The organism is Thomasclavelia spiroformis DSM 1552 (assembly GCF_025149465.1).
In the GTDB taxonomy this organism is placed as follows: domain Bacteria; phylum Bacillota_I; class Bacilli_A; order Erysipelotrichales; family Coprobacillaceae; genus Thomasclavelia; species Thomasclavelia spiroformis.
In genome coordinates this window covers 50,599-72,024 of sequence record NZ_CP102275.1, presented here as the reverse complement: position 1 = coordinate 72,024, position 21,426 = coordinate 50,599, and the positions used below count along the sequence as shown (strand labels likewise).

Below are 21,426 nucleotides of genomic sequence, written 5' to 3'. Positions count from 1 at the left end.
TTTTTTATTCTAACTTCATTTTAATCAAATAATAAGTAATATCCGGATAAAGTAGCATTGCGAGGATTTTTTTTGTTTTAGACTTATTTTCATATAATCTTCGCATATTTAAACGCCGTAAATATTTTTTCTTTTCACTTTCTGATACAAAATTTTTATCATATAAAAATTCAATTACTTCTTTTGAAGAGGTAACCATTTTATCAAAATCACTTGATACATTTTTACCCGAATATGTATGAATATACAAACTCTCATCATTTATAGTTATTTTACAATTATTTTTTAACATCATAATCCATAATAATAAATCATCTGCACCATTAGTTTTTACTCTATATTCCAACCATTCTTTTGCAATCGCATCTTTTTTTATAATACATTGTCCTGGTGAAACGATCATACATCCAATTTTAAAATAATACTTTAGATTCATGCTTTTTTCTTGATGTTTTTTACTATGATAAATCATTCCATAATTTAATGGATTTTCATCAAAGCCATTTGCAACAATCATGTCATTATCTTTAATTTTTGTAAATTGGGAAACCAATGTATTTTCCTTAATTAGATCATCTTGATCAATCATAAAAATATACTTCCCATTTGAATTTAAAATACCATTAACACGAGAACTATGAATACCCATATTTTTATGATTAGTTATGATCTTTATATTCAATGATTCAAATCCATGACAATTAACTTTACAATTAGGACTATCATTGACAATAATTATTTCTACTTTTATTTCACTAGCATATTTAATAGCAGTTTGTAAGTTCGATAATAACTTTGATAATTCATTATTCCCATTGTAAAAAGGGATTATTATTGATAAATCATATTGCATATTATTTCCACCTATCTATTTTTTTATATACAATTTTTAATAATGGTCGTAAATATAAATATAAATACAGAGCATATTTATTTTTCTTTCTAATATTTGGATCTTTTAATACATCCTTACCATATTTTTTAATTATTTTTTTTGCTTTTTCAATTGCTTCTTTATATTCTGGAGTATTTGGTGCATTTAAATAAACTCGTAAAGCACCTGTTACGTTGTATGATTTTGCTGCATTTTGTAAACTAATATCTTTATCACTGGCAAATTGATTTATTTTATCACAAATATCCAAAATTACATTGTCTTTTTTTGAATACTTTTTAGTTGTGATACTATTTTCGTGATGTACATACCCATATAATTCCATTTCTCCATATACAATTTTATTACATTGATAAAATAGTTTGTGCATTATATCTACATCTTCAAAAATGATTTCTTCTGTAAATTTAGTGTTTTTAAATAATTCTTTTTTATATAATTTTCCCCAAGGTCCTGGCAAAAAGCTTTTTTGATACCAAAGTTGACATATTGCTTCATCGCGACTATAACAATGAATTTCACCAGTTTTTTTAAAATCAAATCTATCATCAAAAATATGAGTTGCATTACAAATTGAGATATCTGCATTATTATTTTTCAACATTTCAAAAAGTACCTTACATAAATCATCAGATACAATATCATCACTATCGATAAACATTAAATATTCACCGTTAGCTTGTTCAATTGCAACATTTCTTGCATTTGATACACCACCATTACTTTTATGAATAACTTTGATTCTACTGTCTTTTTCTTGCCACTTATCACAAAGAATTCCACTATTATCACTAGAACCATCGTCAACTAAAATTATTTCAATATCCTGATATGTTTGATGTATTACACTTTGTAAACATTTGTCTAGATATTGTTCAACATTGTATACTGGTATTATTATACTAATCATATTTTTCTCCTATATTATTTTCTTACTACACTTACTATATCACCTAAAAATGTTTTTAGTCTTCCAAATTCTCGATAGTTTCCACTAATATAATATTTAACTAATTTAAATATTTTTTTTGCTTCGATATATTTAATTCGATCATTCAAATATTTCTTGTTTCTTAAGCACATATTATGGTCTTGACTTGTTAAATCTAAACCTAATGCATATTCAACATTTCCTAATTCAGATTTTAAGTAACTAATTCTATCTTTTGTGCGCTTGTCTTTATTTTCAAGGAATGTTTGATCAACTTCATCTAATCCAATTGTATTAGCATCATGAATTCGATAATCAATTAATTTTTCATCATAAAAATAGCAACCATTATGTATTGAAGCAATTAAATTCAAATCCCAATCATGTGGTAATTTACTTTTAGTAACTTGTAAGTATTCTTTTACTAATTCTTTTCTTACTGCCATTGTACATCCTTGAGCAATATTACTTTTCAAAAGATATTTTAAATCAATCTTTGTTAGTTTTTCTGTTATTTTAAAATCAATTATATTATTATTTGATTTATTTATATTTTGTTTTATTTGAAATTTTTGATCATCTTGGTTTATAAAATCAAAACTTGATGAGATTGCTAGTATATCATCATTCATTACTGTTAAAATTTTTTCAACTTTATCAAGATGCCAAATATCGTCTTGATCAGCTAAAAAAATTATATCTCCACTTACTAATGATAGTCCCTTTTTAAAGTTATTCTTATATCCTAAATTTTCATTATTTATAATTAATTTCCAATTATCTAATTGATTTTCTTTTATAAATTCTTCAACTATTTCAACTGATCTATCTTTAGAACAGTCATCGATTAAAATAACTTCATCTATTTTATTAGTTTGATTATTAATTGATTGAAGTTGTTTAATTAAATATTTTTCACCATTGTATACTGCCATGATCAATGATATTTTCATAAATTCACCACACTTTATTTTTTTATAATACTAATTATATCTAATACTAGCATTTTTATTTTTAATAATCAATTTCTTTTAATATTTAGATTTTTAAGCTTTGATTAAAAGACTTAATATCAATATAAATTTCATATTTAATATGAAACCATTGTAGTATGTAAAATTAATATATCATTGTATTTAAATATTATAGAATAATTTTTACATAAACTTATTTGAATAACTTAATTCTTAATTTTATCTTAAGATTTTATTAAGAAATCGTTAGGTTTATATTTAAAAATTCTACAAAATATGATAATATATCCAATAATAACTTTTAAAAAGGGGATGAAAAAATGAAAAGAATTTCTTCTCAAGAGATTCAATCATTAGAATTAAATATATTAAAATCATTTAAAACTTTTGCTCAAAAAAATAATATAATATATTATTTATGTGGAGGAACTTTATTAGGAGCAATACGTCATAAAGGATTTATACCTTGGGACGATGATATTGATATTTGTATTCCAAGAAATTCATACAATAAACTAATAAAATTAGTAAAAGAAAATCGATATATTGAAAATACTGCTTATAAATTCTGTCTTCCATTAGATGATAATTATATTTATCCATATATTAAAATTGTCGATACAAATACTATTGTATATGAAAAAGATATAAAAAAAGAATACTGTTTAGGAGTGTGGATTGATATATTCCCATTAGATGAATTTCCAAAAACTAATACTGAAATAAAAAAAGTAGTAAAAAAACATTCAATCTATAAATTTTTTAATAAAATCTATGTATCTGGAAATTTATCAACTACTACAAAGAAAGTAATTGCTTTTTTTGCTAAAATATTCTACTCAATAATTTGTTTTAATAAAGATAATAAATATTGGGTTACTAAAATATTGTTACTTGTTCAAAATTATGATTCTAATTATATTGGCAATTTAGTATGGCCCAATCAATATCGAGAGATATTTAATAAATCAATTTATTCCACTACATTAGAATGTCAATTTGAAGACGATTTGTTTCCTATTCCTTCTGGCTATGATGAGTATCTAACTAATATGTATGGAAACTATATGGAATTACCTAAACCTGCTGATCGTGTATTTCATGATTTTGAAGCGTATATTTTAAATGAAGACAAAAAATAATACATTGCCCCATTTAACTACACATAAAATATGCGGTATTTATTTAAAAAAGCAAATACAAACAATGTACTTGCTTTTTTATTCTTATTAACATCTTAACTATACTTATTTTTCAATTTCTTTTAAATATCTTCTTAAAGCATCCTGCCATGTAGGTAAACGATCAAAACCATTTTTATCTAACATCTCCTTTGACATTCTACTATTATTAGGTCTTTTAGCTTTAGCTGGAAAAGCATTTGAATCTACAGGTGTAACTTCTACATCTAATTTAGCTTGTTTAAATATTTCACATGCAAATTCATACCAAGAACACAACCCTTCATTAGTTGCATGATAAGTTCCATATTTATCAGTTTGAATCATATCAACTACTAACTTAGATAAATCATATGTATATGTAGGTGAACCAATTTGATCATTTACAACACTTACAGCTCCTCTTTCTTTTCCTAAACGAAGCATTGTTTTGATAAAATTATTACCATTAACACCGAACACCCAAGCAATACGAACAATGAAATGTTTTTCTAAAGCTTCTACTGCTAATTCACCTTCATATTTAGTTTGACCATATACATTTAATGGATATCTTTTGTCATATTCATGCCAAGGTTGATCACCTTGTCCATCAAATACATAATCTGTAGAAAAATACATCATTGGAATATTTAACTCTTTACATACATTTGCAATGTTTTTAGTTCCATCAACATTTACTTTAGTACATGCTTCTACTTCATCTTCTGCTTTGTCTACTGCTGTCCATGCTGCACAGTGAATTACAGCATCATAATTTCCAGATTTAATAACTTCATCTACTTTTTTAGCATCTGTAATATCCATTTCCTCAACATCGACACCTATTGCATCAATATCTCTTCTTTTACATTCATTAACAATATCATATCCTAATTGGCCTTTAACACCAGTTACTAATAATTTCATTGCCTGTTTTCCTCCTATTTTCTATCTAACACAAATGCTTTTTTTAAACTAAGATTTGGATTATAAAACTTATCATTGTATAAGATATTTGACCATTTATCTTTCATATAATCATGTTCGGAAACAAATCTTTTGTATTTTTCACTTGTAGTATCTAAACCTCTAGATTTTGATTCATGATGATATAACTCTACATGATTTAAACATACATTATAGTAACCTTTTTCTAATAATTTCAAATTGAAATCAATGTCATTGAAAGCTACTTGTAAATATTCTTCTAAACCACCAACTTCGTTAAATTTATCCTTTGCTACCATCAAACAAGCAGCAGTTACTGCACTATAATTGAATGGTACTGATAATCTTCCATAAAATCCGGGATCTTCTTTTGCACATCCAATAAATGTATGTTGCGCAATTCCACCAATTCCTAAAATTACTCCAGCATGTTGTACTGTGTTATCAGGATATAATAATTTAGCTCCTACTGCACCAATATGTGGTTGTATAGCATAACCTACCATTAATTCTAACCAATTAGGAGTAATAATTTCAGTGTCATTATTTAAAAGTACAATATATTCTCCATTAGCTTCTTTTACACCTTGATTATTTATTTTAGAATAGTTGAATTCGTAATTTGCATCAATTACTCTAAAGTTACTATGCATATTTTTGTATTTATCAAATAGAGCAAATGTTTCTGGTTTTTGACTGTTATTATTCATTACAATAACTTCGAAATTTGTATATGTTGTTTTTTCATATAAAGATTTTAAACATTGCTCAGTTACATCAGCATAATCTTTTGTTGGTATAATGATTGAAATCATTGGCTCAATTTCATATTTATACTCAACTATATAATATGGTACCCTTGGATGAACTTTTACATCAGCATTTATACCTCTACGTTCCATCGCGTCTGCAACAGCTTGGCGTCCTCTTTCAATTGCATAACCCTTGTTATCAATCTCTGCAGCTGTTGAACCTTCAATCATTCGCCAATGATAAAGTACTTTAGGAATATGATAGATTCTTTCTGGCGTTGTTTGTTCAAAAAAGCGTAAGAATATATCATAATCTTGAGCACCTTCTAATCCTACTCTAAATCCACCAATTTTATCAACAATGCTTTTTCGCATGATTTCAAAATGACATATATAATTACTTCCTAAAATACTATCAGGTGCAAAATCTGATTTAAAATGCGGATCTCTTCTTTTTCCTGCTAAATCAATTTTATCTTCATCACTGTAAATAAAATCTAAATTAGGATTTTCATTTAATACTTTTACACATTCATATAGTGCGTTTTTAGTAAGTAAATCATCATTATCCATTAAACCAATAAATTCACCAGATGCAATTGCTAGAGCATCATTGGTTGCTTTGGAAATATGGCCATTTTCTTTTCGATGAAATACTTTAATTCTGTTATCCTTTTTTTCATATTCTTCTAATGTATCTAATGTTTCTTTTAGTGTTGAACAATCATTAGATAAACAAATCTCAAAATTTTGATATGATTGTCCAAGAATAGAATCCAAACATTCAGATAAATATTTTCTTTCAACATTGTAAACAGGAATACAAATGCTAATTAATGGATTATAATCAAAAGATAATATCTCTTTGTCTTCTTTTTCATTAACTTCTAACCATTCTAAATAATCTTCTTGTTTCATAAAATTATAGAATGTTATTTCTAATTCTAAACGGCTTAAATTATACTTAATTCTTTTTATACTACCTTTAACCGTATGATTTTTTAATATAAACTTTAATTCATTAAATAATACACGAATTATATATTTTAATTTTCTAAGTCGATGTGCCATATTTCCAAATACTTTACGCAAAATTACTCGTATCTTAGATTTTATTCTTTTCATTCTCGTATTTTCTCTAATACAAACCAATTGTCTTTCATTATTAGCTATTAAATATACTTCTACAAGTTTATCGCTATTATTTAACGGAACAATTAATTCATAATTATCAGATGCTAAATCTGGTTTAAACTTAACCTTTCTTTTAATCCCATCAACTTCTACTTCAAAATCATATTTTTCTAAATCACAATTTCCATACATAATAAATGTTGGATTAATAATTCCATGTACATGGGCATCTCTAACATTTATATAATCTATATCAATAATTTTTTTCATAATCAATCCACCAAATTTAAATTTCTTCTGCAAATCCTTTTTCTAATTTTCTAAATATTTTTAAACCAATATAAAAACATATTCCAGCGATAACTAATACATAAATAATACTAGTAAGTGATGGCAGTGTATGGTACATAAACAAATCTCGATATGCATTTACAATTTGTGAAAAAGGATTTAAATTTAAAACCCATCTAATTACTTTTGGAAATTGTTCTGGAGGATATAATATTGGTGTAGCATAAAATAACATATTGATAATAAATTGAACAATATATTCAGTATCTTGAACATAAACATTGACTGCACTTAATCCTAATACTAAACCTGTTGTAATTAAAAATTGAATTATTGCAATAAACGGTACTAAAATTATATGCCAACTTATCCCTAAACCTCCAAAAACACAAAACAAAATAATAATAATGCATGCAATAAAGAAATTCACAAGTCCACTTAAAGATGCCGATATCGGTAAGATTTCTCTTGGAAAGTACACTTTATTAACTATACCAGCATTATTTTTAATACTTCCCATCCCTAATCCCATTACTGTTGTAAAGAAATTCCATGGGATAACCCCACAGATTAGATATTGTAAATAATTATCTACTTTAATTCTCATAATATATGGAAAGACAATTGCATATACAACAACCATTAATAAAGGGTTCAAAAAAGACCAAAGTACTCCTAAAAAAGAGCCTTTATATTTACCTCTAATATCCTTTTTTACATTTGTTTTTAGTAATTCACGATATTCATATAAATCTTTTATCAGTTTCATTTTTCTACCCCTATACGATATTTACCTTTAAATCTTTTTGAGAAATTATCTTACCTTTATTATCTATTAATTGTGCTACTATTAAATGTTCTCCTATTTTACAATCATCTATATCCACAACATAAGTAAAACCGCATTCATCTTCATTTGTTCCATAACCACCATATTTTTCTTGATATGCCATTAATACATCTTCACGCTTTACTAAGTGATGTAATGGTATTTCTTTATCATCAAAAAATACTTTTAATTTTCGATCAATGCAGTCGCTTAAACACCATCCTGAAATTGCAAATCTATGTGTTTTAGAATCTATTTCTTCAAACGATTTAGGAACATCTAAAACAATAATTCCATGATAATTACCATCATCCTTTTGTTTCTTTTTTGCTTCTTCTTTATGATCTATTTTAACCTGTTTTAAATATTCATCAATAACATAAACTGGATCTCCATCTAGCCTAAATTCACCCTTATAAATCCATACTGCTCGATTACATAAATCTTTTACCGTATCTAAGCTATGGGAAACAATTACAATTGTTTTTTCACTATCACGTAATTCTCTTAGCTTATCAAAACATTTATCTTGAAAATGTTGATCACCAACTGCTAAGATTTCATCAATTAATAATATCTCAGCATCTACGTTTATTGCAATTGAAAAAGCTAATCTCATATACATACCTGACGAATATGTACGGATTGGATTATCAATAAAATCGCCTAATTCAGAAAATTCAATAATATCATCTACACGCTTTTCTATTTCTTTTCTAGTTAATCCAAATACTGCCGCATTAAAATATATATTTTCTCTCCCAGTAAAATCCGGATGAAAACCTGCTCCTAATTCTAATAAAGACGTTAATTTTCCATTTGTTTCAATTGTACCTTCATTTGGATAAATAATTTTTGTCATCAATTTCAAAAGAGTTGATTTACCACTACCATTTGTTCCAATTAGGCAAACACTTTCTCCTTTTCTTATATCCAAATTAATATTTTTTAAAACAGTATGTACCTCTCTTTTATTCTTTCTAGAAGATACTAGTCTTTCTTTTAATGTATGTGCTTTATCATATTCCATTTTGAAATATTTGGTCATATTTCTAACTTCGATTGCATTATTCGTATTCATAAGTCCTCCACTTTTTATACGTTCGTATTATATCATAGTTGTATATAAAATCAAATTTATCAGTAATATTGTACCATAATAAAAGGCAAAAACCATTATTCTGTTACCCATTCTTTCAATATTATTCTAATATGCTTAAAAGAGTCAATTTTAGTACTTGACTCTTTTGATTTAAATATATTAAATAAAATTATTTTATTAATTCAATTTCATTAAATAATAATTATCTTGTTTATAAACCTGTTTTGATCCATTATTTTCTAATTCATCAGCTTGCTTTTTTGAAAAAGTTAAAACATAGCTATCCTGAAAATATTGTAATGCATCTTTTGCTTCGTTATACGATATCTCATTATTTAAATATTTATTTATAATATTATAATTTTGATTCATTTTTTCATCATCAAATCTATAAACTATTTGTATCCTATTTGATCCCATAACAAAACCAGGATATATCACCGTATGACCATTGATTGAAAATTCAGCAGGTGCTAATAATGTATAATTCCCATATGGTAAAGTATTAAAATATTCTCCTATATCATTATAAATATCTAAAATCAATGTCTCATTTTTAACAGCTTCTTGAATATCATACCCTTCTCTATTTATTCCCGAAGCCAAAAATTCATATTGAATAATAGAATAATAATTGATTACAATAAAACTCATTACTGCTATTATTGTTCCTAATGATATTAAATTATTAACTATATTTTTATTTAATTTTGAAAATAATATTATAATTATTAATCCTATTAAAAACATTACCATGAATTGAATTGCTGAGAAAAATCTTACTGTAACAAAAAAGAAATTAACCGATGTCAAACATAATAACTCTGAAAAATAACCAGTTAATACAATTAAGCCCAATAAACTTATAAACAAAGGAAATACAAACCATTTTGTTTTTAATAAAATTAAAAAACCTATTAATATAATTATCCAGCTATATTTAAAAATCATATCATTATTGACATAATATAATTTATATGGGTATATAGTTTCTTTCCAAGAATCTATTGTACTTGGATCTAATAAAAATGTACGATCTAATTTTTTTGTCATTAATAATAGCCCAACTATAAATAATAAACCTAATATATTTATACATATTTTTTTGATATTTTTTTCTAATATTGCATCTTTTACATTTAATATGAACTTTAAAATGTATAATACAAAAAATAATACTACTATTATCGGTATAGCTACTGATGAAAAGGATACCATCGTAATTGCAACAACGCTTATCATAAAAAATGGCTTTATTTTAATTTTATCTAATAGTAATGGTACACTATAAAGAAACATAATTGGTATTGTTAGTGTTCTTACAACTGATCCACCATACCACATTGCTGTTTGAAATTGCCATAAATCAAATGAACGTATATGATAATCAGCATTTCCTTCCATTAAGTATCCTGATGAAATCAAATAAATAAAAAAAGGTAATATTACATATTGACACTTATCTTTCTTTAAAAATAATGATGCTAAATTTTTAATAACAATTGTAAATATAATATAGTTATGTAAATTCATTACAAATCTACAAAATATAGATACTTTTATATGAAACAAACTTGCCCAAAAACCATAACTAATTTCATATGTATTTAATATTCTTCCTAAATCAATGGATCCTTGATTAAGTAGCATACCATTAAAATAATCTTCATTTTGTAGTGCTGGTGCTCCAATAGAATTTATAATTTTACTTATATAATAAGTATCATCATAATTCAATTGATATAGTACCATTACATTTGAAATCGATAAAAACATAAAAATTAATACAAAAACCAAACATACCCAGTTGTTTTTTATCCATTTCATAATGTAATTTTTATTAAATCTACTGCGCATAAATTCAAAAAAATTCTTAAGATTTTTAAATTTATATTTATTCACAAAAATAAATAAAATTATATTTATAATTAATAGACTCCAAAAAAATATGCTCCAATTCACCTTAAATAGTTGGCAAGGTAAACCTACAACAAACGATATAAAATAACAAAAAATAAAACCTGTTAGTATTCTAAAAGATCTAAATTTTGTATATTTTGCTCCAACTTTATCAAGGACAAAATCACCTAAAATATAGTAATAGAAAAATATAAAAATTAAAAAAAACATACCTAATATATAATCCATATTTTCCTCCATTTCTCCATATTTATATTTTATATCAAAATAATTTTTTACTAATTTACTTATAATAAATTATTTTTTTGAACTACAAAATATTAATGTTCTAATCTTTTTTGAATTCTTTCAATTTAAAATTCTTACAAAATAAAGAAAAAATATCTAATGTCTCATAATCCAATAAAATAATATATACTACTACTTAGATGTTTTAAAATTTATGGTAATAAACCAATAAAACAGTACTATAATTAATGTATTTTATGAAAAATATATTCAAATCATTTTAATAATTCTCAAAATACTAGTTTTATTTTTCTCTTACTATTCACTAACTGCAATAATTTTCAATATAATTAATGTATTTATCTTTAAAACTATCTGGTGAAAAATTATTATAATTATTCTTTGCTTTAATTGATATTTCTTTTAATAATTCCTGCTGTTTAGTTAATAAAATAATTTTATTGATAAACTCTTCATCGCTATCAACTATATATCCATCAATATCATTATTTACAACTTCATTTGTTGAATCTCCCCAACTAAAAGTAATGATTGGAACTCCGCAACGCTTTGCCTCTAATACTGTCAATGGCAATCCTTCATTAATTGATGCTGATAGAAGTGCTGTATATTGAGTGTATATTTCTTTATTTGTTGTAAATCCTTTTAAAGAAACAATTTTTTCTAGATTATGTGCATCAATATATTTTTCTAATTCTTTCTCTAATTCACCTGAACCATATATATCTAAATGTAATAAATATCCTTTTGATTTTATTTTCTCAAATATTTTAATTAGTCGTAGTGGATTTTTATTTTTATCTAATCTTCCCATAAATAAAAAATTATTCTTTCTTTGATTAAAATCATATTCAGGTTCAATTATATTTCCTGCAAAATTATAAATATAGTTTGCATTATATCCTTTATTCAATGCTTTTTTTGCATCCGCTTGACTTCTAAAAAGAATCAAACTAGGTCTTGTCATTAATTTTATTTGTAATCTTGCTCCAAAATTTCCACTCCAAAAATATTCATATTTTGTATGTATCTCTAAAATAAATTTATTTTTTTTACTCATAAATATTCCAGCAGCTGGAGATGTAACAATTATCCTTCGTTCATTTTTAAACATTTTTGCCATTTTATAACGACAAATTGGAATATATAAAAAGAATACTATAGCACTAATTACTGCTTTAAAAGTTTTTTTAATTTGTTTATCTCTTATATATTGAATAACTTTAAAAAAGCGATTATCAATATTAAATTTGTTCATAATCTTTATATTATAATTTTCAAATAATTTTAAATTATCCTTATCGCAATTATAAATACTCACAATTTCTATATCATAATCATATTTTAATATTTCACAAATATTCAAATACATTCCAATTAATCCCCCACTTTGAGCAGAAGGAATTTGATCAAAAACGAAATATAATTTTTTCATCACTTAGCTCCCTTTTTTGTAAAAATCATTAAAAGCTCATCTTTAGTGACAATTAATAAAAACATATAAATAATAATAGCTACAAAAACCTGTAATAGTGTAGTATATATATGTGTCCCTAAAGTAATAAAAATAAAATAACATGGTATTGTAGAAATTAATGCAAATAATAAATATTTTAATACTCCTTTAAATAATCCATTTAGTTCAATATCTTTTGCCATATAATAATATTGAATGATCGTCACACTAAACTCTGCAAAAATTGTTCCTAATGCTGCTCCATAAACTCCCCAAATTGGAATCGTTAAATAGTTTATAACTACATTTAAAATTGCTGAAAAGATACTGGAAATTGTAAGATATTTTGTATTTTTAGTTGGCACTAAATATTGTGTACTAGATATACTTGATAATCCCCTAGCAATAATAACAGGACATAATGAGATAATAATCGGTGCCACTTCATCATATCCAGGGCCATAAAACCATGGTACAAAACTATGAGCAATACTAATTAGTCCTAAAGTCATTGGAAAAACTAATAAAAGTGTATATTTTATTGTAATTCGAATACTTTCACTTAATTGATTTTTATCATTACTAGCAAATAAATTCGCACTTCTTGGTAACATCACTGCAGAAACTGCAGTTATTGCTGTAACAGGAATTTTTACAATTTTGTCAGATTGATCATAAAATGCAATAATAGCAGAGTCATGTGTAAAATATTCAATCATAATCTTATCCATTTGATAATATACTAAAATTACAATTTGAGGTAATGCTATCTTTGATGTTGCTAAAAGATGCGGAATAATTTTTATTTTTTTCCAATTAGGTTTACAAATTAGTTTAGTCATACTTGGATAGCAAATTAATACACCAAGTACTTGACAAAATCCCATAATCAAGATGTATTTAGTAATATCTTGTGGTGATTTTACTAATAAAAAGACTAATAAAACGTTAAATGTTTTAATTATACATGTTCTTAAAACAACTGTTTTAAAATCTTCTAAACCATTATAAAACCAAATTACATCTAAAAAACTTCCTATAAACCAAATTAATTGATACATTGAGTATTTTTCATACTGAGTTCCTATAAAAAACATATAATAAAGTATGAATGTAACTATTAAAAGGATAATTTTTAGAATCATAATCTCAAAAAATATTTGAGATCGTTTTTCTTTATCATCTTTCACATAAGCTATTTCACGTATACCATAATTAGTCAAACCTAAGGCCCCAATTACTGCAAATATTTGGGCAACTGAATCAATATAACTATAAATTCCTAAATTAGTAGGAAGTAAAACTCTAGAAATATATGGAGAAGTTATTAAAGGTACAATAATTGCTAATAATTGTGAAGCACAATTATAAAAAATATTACTAATTGTTTTTTTCATTTTATTTATCCCTCTTTGCTAATGCAATTGCTTTTATCAAATCCTTTAAAATTGCATTATTAACATTCCGATTATTTATTTGTTCTTTTTTTAACATCCCCTTAATTACAATCAATACATTTGTTATAATTCCTTGTTGTCCAAAATGTTCCCTTTTTCTCCAAAAATTTATTTTTTTTTCTAAGATTTTTTGATAACGAATATCTATTTTTTGCTCTTTAATAAATTTATTTAAGTAAATTAATTGCGGTAATCGCAATTCAGCATATTGATTTTCTCTATTATTTTCTTTGTTTTTAGAAAATAATTTTTTTATTTTATCAAATCCATATTTTTTTCCAATTCCAATTGTATTACTTTCATGTTGTCGATAATAAATCAATGGCTCATTAATACTTTTTAAACCACCGTATAGAGCTGCAATAACTCCAAACCAATAATCATGGGCCCAGCTATTATTTAAATCACCAATATAATTCAATATTTCTTTTTTTATTGCAGTAGTTGCTCCAGTAACAAAATTATCGTTCAATATATAGTAAAGTGCATCATATTGATTATTCAAATATTTATCTTGATAACTTAAACTTTCAAAAAGGTTTCCTGTAACTTCTAAATTTTCATTTGTAATATATGCATTAGAAAATACTAACAATGTATCTGGATCATTATTAAATACCTGACACATTAGATCTATTTTATTTTCTTTCCAAATATCATCTTGATCGCAAAAGAAGATTATATCTCCTGAACATAATGTAATTGCCTGATAAAAATTCTTAGCAAACCCTAAATTTTTTTTATTCAATTTTAATGTATATTCAACATTACTCGATTTTAAAATTTCATTACAAATTTCTAATGTTTTATCTTTAGAACCATCATCACAAATAATAATCTCATCTATTTTTTTTGTTTGATGTAAAATACTATTCAATTGTTCTTCGATATATTTTTCACCATTATAGGTACACATTGCAACTGATACTTTCACATTTACACCTCTTTATCATGCAATTTTTTTTCTAATATCGCTATATGTTGAATTAAATTTTTCTGTTTTTCTTCTAATGTTGACACTCTAACAAACAATGTATAAACTACAATAATTAATAAAAAAATTATAAAAGCAAATACCATATTAGCTGTTGAAATTACCCCAATAAAATTTGCAGCAAAATATGCTATTTGAGGAAAAATAGCTACAATAATTAAAGCAATAGAACATAATAACCATACGAGAGCATAGTCAGAACGTAATTTGCCTTTCTTTACACTTTTTATCAATATTAAAAATAAAAAAACTGATAAAATAATTAAAATTAATTGTAATGTCAATGTCATTTTTTTTCCTCCTACTCTTAATTAAAAAATATAATTGTTATAAGAACTCTTAACATATACTGAATCGAACTACCTATTCCAGCATAAATACTTGTTCCTGCAACACGATCTTCCATCTTTACTTGAATTTCTTTCACTTTAAAACCTTTTTTCATTTGATATGCTAAAGTATCCGGTTCTGGTTTTCGATTTAATTCATATGCATAATCTTTAATTAATTTACGATTAATTATCCGCATCCCACTTGTAGGGTCATTTATTTTTTGTCCAGTTGTTAATTTAATCATTGTAGTAATTAAACGACTGCCTACCATACGAGCAGACATATGTTTTTTCACATCAACAAATCTTGAACCAATCACAATATCATGCCCATTTTCAATTTCTTTTACTAAAGCAGGTATATATTCTGGTAAATGTTGACCATCACCATCAAATTGAATTGCTGCATCATAATCATTCTCGTAAGCATATTTATATCCTGTTTGTACTGCACCAGTTAGTCCTAAATTAACTGGTAAATCAATATGATTTATTTTATTTTCATCAAGAATTTTGGGTGTGCTATCTTTTGAACAATCATTAATTACCACGTAATCACAACCTGTATTAGCAGCTTCTAGCTGTCTAACAACTCTTAAAATATTCTCCTCCTCATTGTAAGCAGGAATTATTACTAAAACTTTCATTTCTTTCTCCTTTATAATTTTATATTTTACAACATAACTAGCTATAAGAACTAACTTTCACAAATCGATATATTTTATCAAGATAATTAAAAGATGTAAAAGTCAACAAAATTCCATCTATAATAAATTTAAAATATCTCTTTTCTTCAATATCTTTCAATGCAATATTAAATCTTGCATTTGCCTTTAAATAACGTTTAGCTTTTCTATCATCATTATGATTATTTACATATTGCTTTGCCTCTTTAATATCTGCAATTTTATTTTTAGAATATTTTTTTGTTATAAATCTTGCAAAAAGATATTGCTCATATAAATTGCTTCTAGAAATACTAGAAGATGTCATTCGATACTTTAACACCGTTTCATCAATATTAGATATTTTATACCCATTTAAAACTGCTCTTAATGTAAAATCATAATCTTCACATAATGGCATATTTCGATAACCATTTAATTTCTCAAATACTTCTTTTTTTCCAAACCATGTTGGATGTGAAATAATTTGATTATATCTTAATGCTTTTTTTATCTTATCCATATTTGTAGGTACTTTTTTTATTGAATAAATGCTTTTTCCATTTTCATCTATCATTTGAGATATTCCACCAATTAAATCATAATTATTTTCTTCTAAATACCTCTTTTGATTTTCTATACGTTTATTGATTGAAATATCATCAGCATCCATCCTACAAATATATTTACCTTTAGCCAATCCAAGCCCTTTATTCAAAGATGCTGTAAGTCCCATGTTTTTTTCATTAACATAAAATTTAATTCTCTTATCTAGGTTTGCATATTCCTTAATAATTCTTATATGTAAATTATTGTCAGGATTATCTAAAATTATTATATATTCAAAATCTTTATATGACTGATTTAATATAGATTCTATTGCCTGTCTTAAAAAAATTTCTTCCTCTTTATAAGTAGACATAATAATTGATACTAAACACATCTTATTCTCCTCAATTTTTAATTATTTTTTAAATTATCATACAACATTTTTATTATATTATCATCTATATTTTCATCAAATTTTCTCGCCATTAAATAATTTGAATTAATTAGCTCATCATAATCATTTATGGTAAATGTTTTAGGATGATTTACCTGTCCATTCCAATCCACTAATGTCAACTTATCTTCACAAGTATCTTTATAGTTACTATTCATAAATAATGTTTGAAATATTGACTCATCAGGTACAAGACAATTTTTATAATAGCTTGAAAATAAATCTAATCTACTATAAATATCAAATATACAGTCATATGTTAAAACCCACCATTGACTACCAAAATAAAATTTCACATTCAAAAAATTTTTACGCTTTAAAAATAATGTTTTAGATAAACCACCGGTAACAATCATATAAATAATTTTCGTTACTCTAGAAAATAAAGATATTTTCATCAGCCATTCTGGATAATATAATTCATTTCTTTTTAGAAGTCGATTATATGTCAAATCACTTTGATCTATTACTTCAATAAAGTTTTTTCCTCTATTTTCTTCTAAATATTTTTTTATCTCGCTTTGATTCTTTAAAGGAAAGTCCTGCCCACTTAATAACCAAACGTAATCATATTTTTCCTTGCTATTAAAAACTGCTTGTAATAAATTTTTAGTAGCTTTAATCATTGAAATATTTCCCCACTTGATATCAATTCTTTTATCTTCAGGTAATATATGAATATTAGACCCCATTTTTATTAAGTTTTCGATATTAGATTTTTTATCTAAATGAATGAAGAAAATATTTTCTTTATCATTTAATGCATCTATCATCATGTTTATCTGTTTTGCATTTTTATGACATAAAATAATATAAGCAATTTTCATTATCAATTTCCTTTCAGGGTTTATTTTATAATGATCCTTTTCCATAAACTACACTTTTTACAGTCTTATACATAATTGTAAAGTCTAACCAAATTGACCAATTATGATAATAATAATCATCCAATTTACATCGATAACTGAATTCAACATCACTTCTACCATTAGCCTGCCACATTCCCGTAACACCTGGTTTTAGCTTAATAATTGAATCATAATATTGACCCATATCTTCTTTCTCTCTAGGAAGATAAGGTCTAGGGCCAATAAAACTCATTTCTCCTTTTAAAACATTAATAAACTGTGGCCATTCATCTAAAGAAGTTTTTCTTAAAAAATGACCAACTGGAGTAATTCTAGGATCATCTTTTAATTTTTTATTAGTCAAATATTCTTCTTTTATTTTAGAATCTTCCTTCATTAATCTTTCTAATTCTTTTTCAGCATTTGGTATCATTGATCTAAATTTATAAATTTTAATTAACTTACCATTTTTACCTATTCGATACTGTGAAAACATGATATTATCATAATCTCCACTTTTTACATATTTATATTTTACATACACCATTAATGGCAATAATGTTATTACCCCTACAATTCCTGCTAAAATATCAATAAATCTTTTAATAAACTTATCTAATATACCAATTGTATCATTTGATGTAGCTATTAATAATTGTCCATCAAAATCTTGTACTTCTGATGAAAAAGTCATTGTTCCATTAACATTTGGAAGATACTTTACAGAGGCAACTTTTCCATAAATATCACTCATAACTTTATCAATTACTTGTTGATTAGCTTCAGGTAAAGCAATGATTATTTGTTCAATTTCATTATTTTCAATAGCCTCATTTAAATTATCATAATCATATACTCTACTATGTTTAATAATATTTTCTTGTTTAAAACCAAATAAATCTTTAGTGTTATTTACATCTACATATCCCTTTACGCTAGTTAATGCAAATCTATTATTATTAGATATTTTTCCAAGTCGTGCAGCTTCATAACCTGTGCCAATTACTAAAGTTTTTCTTGCAAAAATTTCTCTAAATGCAATTCTTAAAAATCTTGATGCAAGTAAACTTATAATAAACATTGCAACAACCATAACTGTTAAATGAATTCTTCGATCATATCCATAACTTTTAGGTACTAAAACTAATAAAGCAATAAAAAAGCAAAAACTTGTTTTTACTAATTGCTTAATCTCATTCCAAATTAAACATGTTTTTAAAGAATAGTGCCCATAAATAAACATAAATAAAAAATATAATGTTCCTGAACCTATTATTAATTTAGTATCCATATGAAAATACAGACAAATAAAGTAATACATTACTATCTCAATTGCAAAAAGCATAATAGGCATTAATTTTCTATTCACTGTTTCACCTCTCATCGTTTTATTGATTAATATTTTTTATAAATTTCTACAAAGTTCTCGCATTAATAATATCATATATTAGAATATTTGTCATTTTTACCTCTATCATTTGTCTGCTTTCTACTATTTCTTAAAATCGACAAATATTCATATATAAGCTATAATAGTAAAAGGAGGATTAACTTAATGGAAACTTTTTATAAACATATGAATAATTTTATTTGGCAACATCCATTTATTAAAGGATGTATACACTTTACATCTAGATTTTGCCCATATATGATAATAATTTTCTATTCTTTATTTTTATTAAAAATTTATATTGAATGGCAAAGTCATCTTTTTTTCTTTATTAAGAATCCTTTATATTCTATTTTAATTGTAATTGTATTAAAATTAATAATTAATAGAAAACGTCCAATTCAAAAATATAATATAAAACCTGTAGATGATTTAAAAAGAAGAAACTATTCTTTTCCAAGTATTCAAGTTGCCTTTGCTGTTTCTGTGGCTCTTACAGTTCTTAGATATGGTCCTAATATGGGACTACTATTATCAACATTAGCAATTGCATTAACTATTTCTAGATTTCTATCTGGTGTTCATTATTTAAGTGATGTAATTGTCAGTATATGTATTGCATTTGCTATTAACATGATTTTTATCTAATTATATAGAATAAAATCCTGTTTAAACTATTATTTATTTTAGTTTAAACAGGATTTTTAATATTCTATTTTTTATATATTTGGATCAGTTGGATCCCATGTTTGACTTGATGGAATTTTTTGAGTCTTTGGTTTATTTAATGGATCAAATCTTCTTGTTACTATTTCTACTTTTGTTTTCAAAGTACAGTTATCATATATCCATTTAGCATCTTCACAAGTTAATCTTACACATCCATGTGAACACGTTGTTCCTAACTTATTATATTCCTCTGTTAATAATGTATATGGATTCATTTTATCATATGGAACAGAATGAAATAAAATTCTATTAACTATTCTTGTAGAATATTGCCCATAGCTTGATTCTACCAATGCTCGCCAACGATATTTAGCAGGTGTATAAAATGTCCCTGTTGGCGTATCATTCCCAACTGAACATATAAAACGTTTATACGCTATTTCATATTCACCTTCACCATTTTGTATTAAAACCGTTACTACATTAGTTTGTTTATTTACCCTTAATGCATATGAGTTTTGTAACCCTATTAGTTTTTCTAAATCCTCACACAAATTATCATTAGCATCATAGCAAACTTTAAATCCATTTCTATATGAAAAAGTTAATGATGATTTATTTGTTTCTACTGGTTTATCAGCATTTTTTGAATAGAGTTTAATTTCAATTGCTTCTAATCTATAGGAACCACCTACTGTTCCTGCAACTTTATCATTACTTGTCCAATCTAACCAACCAATATTTTGACAATATACCCGATAATACACATCATAATAATTTGATATTTCGCCACTTAATCTGATTTTTATCGCTTCAAGCCTTCTAGATTCACCGGTTGTACCACTAATAGCTCCATTACCTACATAATCTTGCCATCCGTAATCTTCTATGTAAGTACTATATTCAATCTTTCCAGCATAGTTATTTTCATTTAAAGATATTTGAATTGCTTCTAACCTTTTTGATTCTTCACTCATCCCACTTACATTTCCATTAGTAACTGTACCTAACCAGCCATAATCCTGTACATGAGTATTATAAAAAATATTTGGTATAGTATCATCAGTTTGTTGAACAGTCTCTATATTATCTTCATTACCATTTATAGCATATACAAAATTTAACATTGCAGTAAAAATCAACCCAAAACTAATCAATAAACATATTACCTTTTTCATAATTATCCCTCCACATTAATCAAAAATATTATACTTTAATATTACGAAATTAAATTTATTACTTGCACACTACTCTTTAATACTATTTTACTACATATAATCATAATTTTTAAGCCCATTCTAAAAGTTAAATACATATTTTGATTTTTATTTTTAAAAATATTACTTATTTATAATAAAAAAGATAAAACTAATGTCTTATCATTAAATATTCAACGAATAAAAATAAAAAGATTAACCCCTATG

General features: G+C 25.0%; 19 protein-coding genes. 2 read left to right on the top strand and 17 right to left on the bottom strand.

Annotated features, from left to right (window positions below; translation table 11 throughout):
• Positions 1-4: 4 nt before the first annotated feature.
• From NQ543_RS00295 to NQ543_RS00285, 3 genes are read right to left on the bottom strand one after another with little or no spacing between them, the layout of a single operon-like run.
• Complete coding sequence (locus NQ543_RS00295; protein WP_004610807.1) at positions 5-853, bottom strand: glycosyltransferase family 2 protein; 849 nt, start codon at positions 851-853, stop codon at positions 5-7.
• 1 nt (position 854) lies between these two features.
• Positions 855-1,805, bottom strand: a complete 951-nt coding sequence (locus NQ543_RS00290) for a glycosyltransferase (protein WP_004610808.1) — start codon at positions 1,803-1,805, stop codon at positions 855-857.
• A gap of 14 nt (positions 1,806-1,819) precedes the next feature.
• Positions 1,820-2,779: a glycosyltransferase gene (locus NQ543_RS00285; protein ID WP_050752833.1), complete on the bottom strand. Its 960-nt coding sequence runs from the start codon at positions 2,777-2,779 to the stop codon at positions 1,820-1,822.
• 341 nt (positions 2,780-3,120) lie between these two features.
• Between NQ543_RS00285 and NQ543_RS00280 the strand changes: the two genes are divergently transcribed.
• Entirely contained in the window at positions 3,121-3,942 is an 822-nt protein-coding gene (locus NQ543_RS00280; RefSeq protein WP_004610810.1) for a LicD family protein, read from the top strand.
• A 105-nt stretch (positions 3,943-4,047) separates the two neighbouring features.
• Here NQ543_RS00280 and rfbD read toward each other — a convergent pair whose 3' ends face one another.
• The 13 genes from rfbD to NQ543_RS00215 form a co-directional block, all read right to left on the bottom strand.
• Positions 4,048-4,890 (bottom strand): dTDP-4-dehydrorhamnose reductase, encoded by an 843-nt coding sequence (gene rfbD / locus NQ543_RS00275; RefSeq protein WP_004610811.1) that lies wholly within the window; start codon positions 4,888-4,890, stop codon positions 4,048-4,050.
• Positions 4,891-4,904: 14 nt separating this feature from the next.
• Entirely contained in the window at positions 4,905-7,067 is a 2,163-nt protein-coding gene (locus NQ543_RS00270; protein ID WP_230197322.1) for a glycosyltransferase family 2 protein, read from the bottom strand.
• A gap of 16 nt (positions 7,068-7,083) precedes the next feature.
• Positions 7,084-7,857, bottom strand: a complete 774-nt coding sequence (locus tag NQ543_RS00265; protein ID WP_004610813.1) for an ABC transporter permease — start codon at positions 7,855-7,857, stop codon at positions 7,084-7,086.
• 10 nt (positions 7,858-7,867) lie between these two features.
• Positions 7,868-8,998, bottom strand: a complete 1,131-nt coding sequence (locus NQ543_RS00260) for an ABC transporter ATP-binding protein (RefSeq protein WP_004610814.1) — start codon at positions 8,996-8,998, stop codon at positions 7,868-7,870.
• A 198-nt stretch (positions 8,999-9,196) separates the two neighbouring features.
• Positions 9,197-11,149 carry a DUF6077 domain-containing protein gene (locus tag NQ543_RS00255; protein WP_230197326.1) on the bottom strand — a complete coding sequence of 651 codons (1,953 nt, stop codon included), beginning with the start codon at positions 11,147-11,149 and terminating at the stop codon, positions 9,197-9,199.
• Positions 11,150-11,492: 343 nt separating this feature from the next.
• On the bottom strand, positions 11,493-12,623 hold the full coding sequence (locus NQ543_RS00250; RefSeq protein WP_004610816.1) for a glycosyltransferase: 1,131 nt from the start codon (positions 12,621-12,623) through the stop codon (positions 11,493-11,495).
• The gene (locus NQ543_RS00245) at positions 12,623-14,041 is read right to left on the bottom strand and encodes a flippase (RefSeq protein ID WP_004610817.1); all 1,419 of its coding nucleotides are present in this window, start codon (positions 14,039-14,041) and stop codon (positions 12,623-12,625) included. Before NQ543_RS00245 ends, NQ543_RS00250 begins: the two co-directional genes overlap by 1 nt.
• 1 nt (position 14,042) lies before the next feature.
• Positions 14,043-15,035: a glycosyltransferase family 2 protein gene (locus NQ543_RS00240; protein WP_004610818.1), complete on the bottom strand. Its 993-nt coding sequence runs from the start codon at positions 15,033-15,035 to the stop codon at positions 14,043-14,045.
• Positions 15,036-15,037: 2 nt separating this feature from the next.
• Entirely contained in the window at positions 15,038-15,385 is a 348-nt protein-coding gene (locus NQ543_RS00235; protein WP_004610819.1) for a DUF2304 domain-containing protein, read from the bottom strand.
• A gap of 17 nt (positions 15,386-15,402) precedes the next feature.
• A complete protein-coding gene (locus NQ543_RS00230) occupies positions 15,403-16,074 on the bottom strand; it encodes a glycosyltransferase family 2 protein (protein WP_004610820.1) in 672 nt (223 codons plus the stop codon).
• Between the two features lie 37 nt (positions 16,075-16,111).
• Positions 16,112-17,035: a glycosyltransferase gene (locus tag NQ543_RS00225; protein ID WP_039904791.1), complete on the bottom strand. Its 924-nt coding sequence runs from the start codon at positions 17,033-17,035 to the stop codon at positions 16,112-16,114.
• A 17-nt stretch (positions 17,036-17,052) separates the two neighbouring features.
• Positions 17,053-17,922: a beta-1,6-N-acetylglucosaminyltransferase gene (locus tag NQ543_RS00220; RefSeq protein WP_187362830.1), complete on the bottom strand. Its 870-nt coding sequence runs from the start codon at positions 17,920-17,922 to the stop codon at positions 17,053-17,055.
• Between the two features lie 25 nt (positions 17,923-17,947).
• Positions 17,948-19,312 (bottom strand): sugar transferase, encoded by a 1,365-nt coding sequence (locus tag NQ543_RS00215; protein WP_039904792.1) that lies wholly within the window; start codon positions 19,310-19,312, stop codon positions 17,948-17,950.
• 186 nt (positions 19,313-19,498) lie between these two features.
• On the opposite strand from NQ543_RS00215, the gene NQ543_RS00210 reads away from it, so the two are divergent.
• Positions 19,499-19,981 carry a phosphatase PAP2 family protein gene (locus NQ543_RS00210; protein ID WP_004610824.1) on the top strand — a complete coding sequence of 161 codons (483 nt, stop codon included), beginning with the start codon at positions 19,499-19,501 and terminating at the stop codon, positions 19,979-19,981.
• A gap of 71 nt (positions 19,982-20,052) precedes the next feature.
• Here the strand turns inward: NQ543_RS00210 and NQ543_RS00205 are convergent, their stop codons facing one another.
• Positions 20,053-21,180 (bottom strand): L,D-transpeptidase family protein, encoded by a 1,128-nt coding sequence (locus NQ543_RS00205; protein ID WP_004610825.1) that lies wholly within the window; start codon positions 21,178-21,180, stop codon positions 20,053-20,055.
• Positions 21,181-21,426: the final 246 nt, after the last annotated feature.

Excerpts from the sequence above, each read along its gene's own strand:
- NQ543_RS00295 (WP_004610807.1), bottom strand. The coding sequence starts at position 853 with ATGCAATATGATTTATCAATAATAATCCCTTTTTACAATGGGAATAAT.
- NQ543_RS00290 (WP_004610808.1), bottom strand. The coding sequence starts at position 1,805 with ATGATTAGTATAATAATACCAGTATACAATGTTGAACAATATCTAGAC.
- NQ543_RS00285 (WP_050752833.1), bottom strand. The coding sequence starts at position 2,779 with ATGAAAATATCATTGATCATGGCAGTATACAATGGTGAAAAATATTTA.
- NQ543_RS00280 (WP_004610810.1), top strand. The coding sequence starts at position 3,121 with ATGAAAAGAATTTCTTCTCAAGAGATTCAATCATTAGAATTAAATATA.
- rfbD (WP_004610811.1), bottom strand. The coding sequence starts at position 4,890 with ATGAAATTATTAGTAACTGGTGTTAAAGGCCAATTAGGATATGATATT.
- NQ543_RS00270 (WP_230197322.1), bottom strand. The coding sequence starts at position 7,067 with ATGAAAAAAATTATTGATATAGATTATATAAATGTTAGAGATGCCCAT.
- NQ543_RS00265 (WP_004610813.1), bottom strand. The coding sequence starts at position 7,857 with ATGAAACTGATAAAAGATTTATATGAATATCGTGAATTACTAAAAACA.
- NQ543_RS00260 (WP_004610814.1), bottom strand. The coding sequence starts at position 8,998 with ATGAATACGAATAATGCAATCGAAGTTAGAAATATGACCAAATATTTC.
- NQ543_RS00255 (WP_230197326.1), bottom strand. The coding sequence starts at position 11,149 with ATGTTTTTTTTAATTTTTATATTTTTCTATTACTATATTTTAGGTGAT.
- NQ543_RS00250 (WP_004610816.1), bottom strand. The coding sequence starts at position 12,623 with ATGAAAAAATTATATTTCGTTTTTGATCAAATTCCTTCTGCTCAAAGT.
- NQ543_RS00245 (WP_004610817.1), bottom strand. The coding sequence starts at position 14,041 with ATGAAAAAAACAATTAGTAATATTTTTTATAATTGTGCTTCACAATTA.
- NQ543_RS00235 (WP_004610819.1), bottom strand. The coding sequence starts at position 15,385 with ATGACATTGACATTACAATTAATTTTAATTATTTTATCAGTTTTTTTA.
- NQ543_RS00230 (WP_004610820.1), bottom strand. The coding sequence starts at position 16,074 with ATGAAAGTTTTAGTAATAATTCCTGCTTACAATGAGGAGGAGAATATT.
- NQ543_RS00225 (WP_039904791.1), bottom strand. The coding sequence starts at position 17,035 with ATGTGTTTAGTATCAATTATTATGTCTACTTATAAAGAGGAAGAAATT.
- NQ543_RS00220 (WP_187362830.1), bottom strand. The coding sequence starts at position 17,922 with ATGAAAATTGCTTATATTATTTTATGTCATAAAAATGCAAAACAGATA.
- NQ543_RS00210 (WP_004610824.1), top strand. The coding sequence starts at position 19,499 with ATGGAAACTTTTTATAAACATATGAATAATTTTATTTGGCAACATCCA.
- NQ543_RS00205 (WP_004610825.1), bottom strand. The coding sequence starts at position 21,180 with ATGAAAAAGGTAATATGTTTATTGATTAGTTTTGGGTTGATTTTTACT.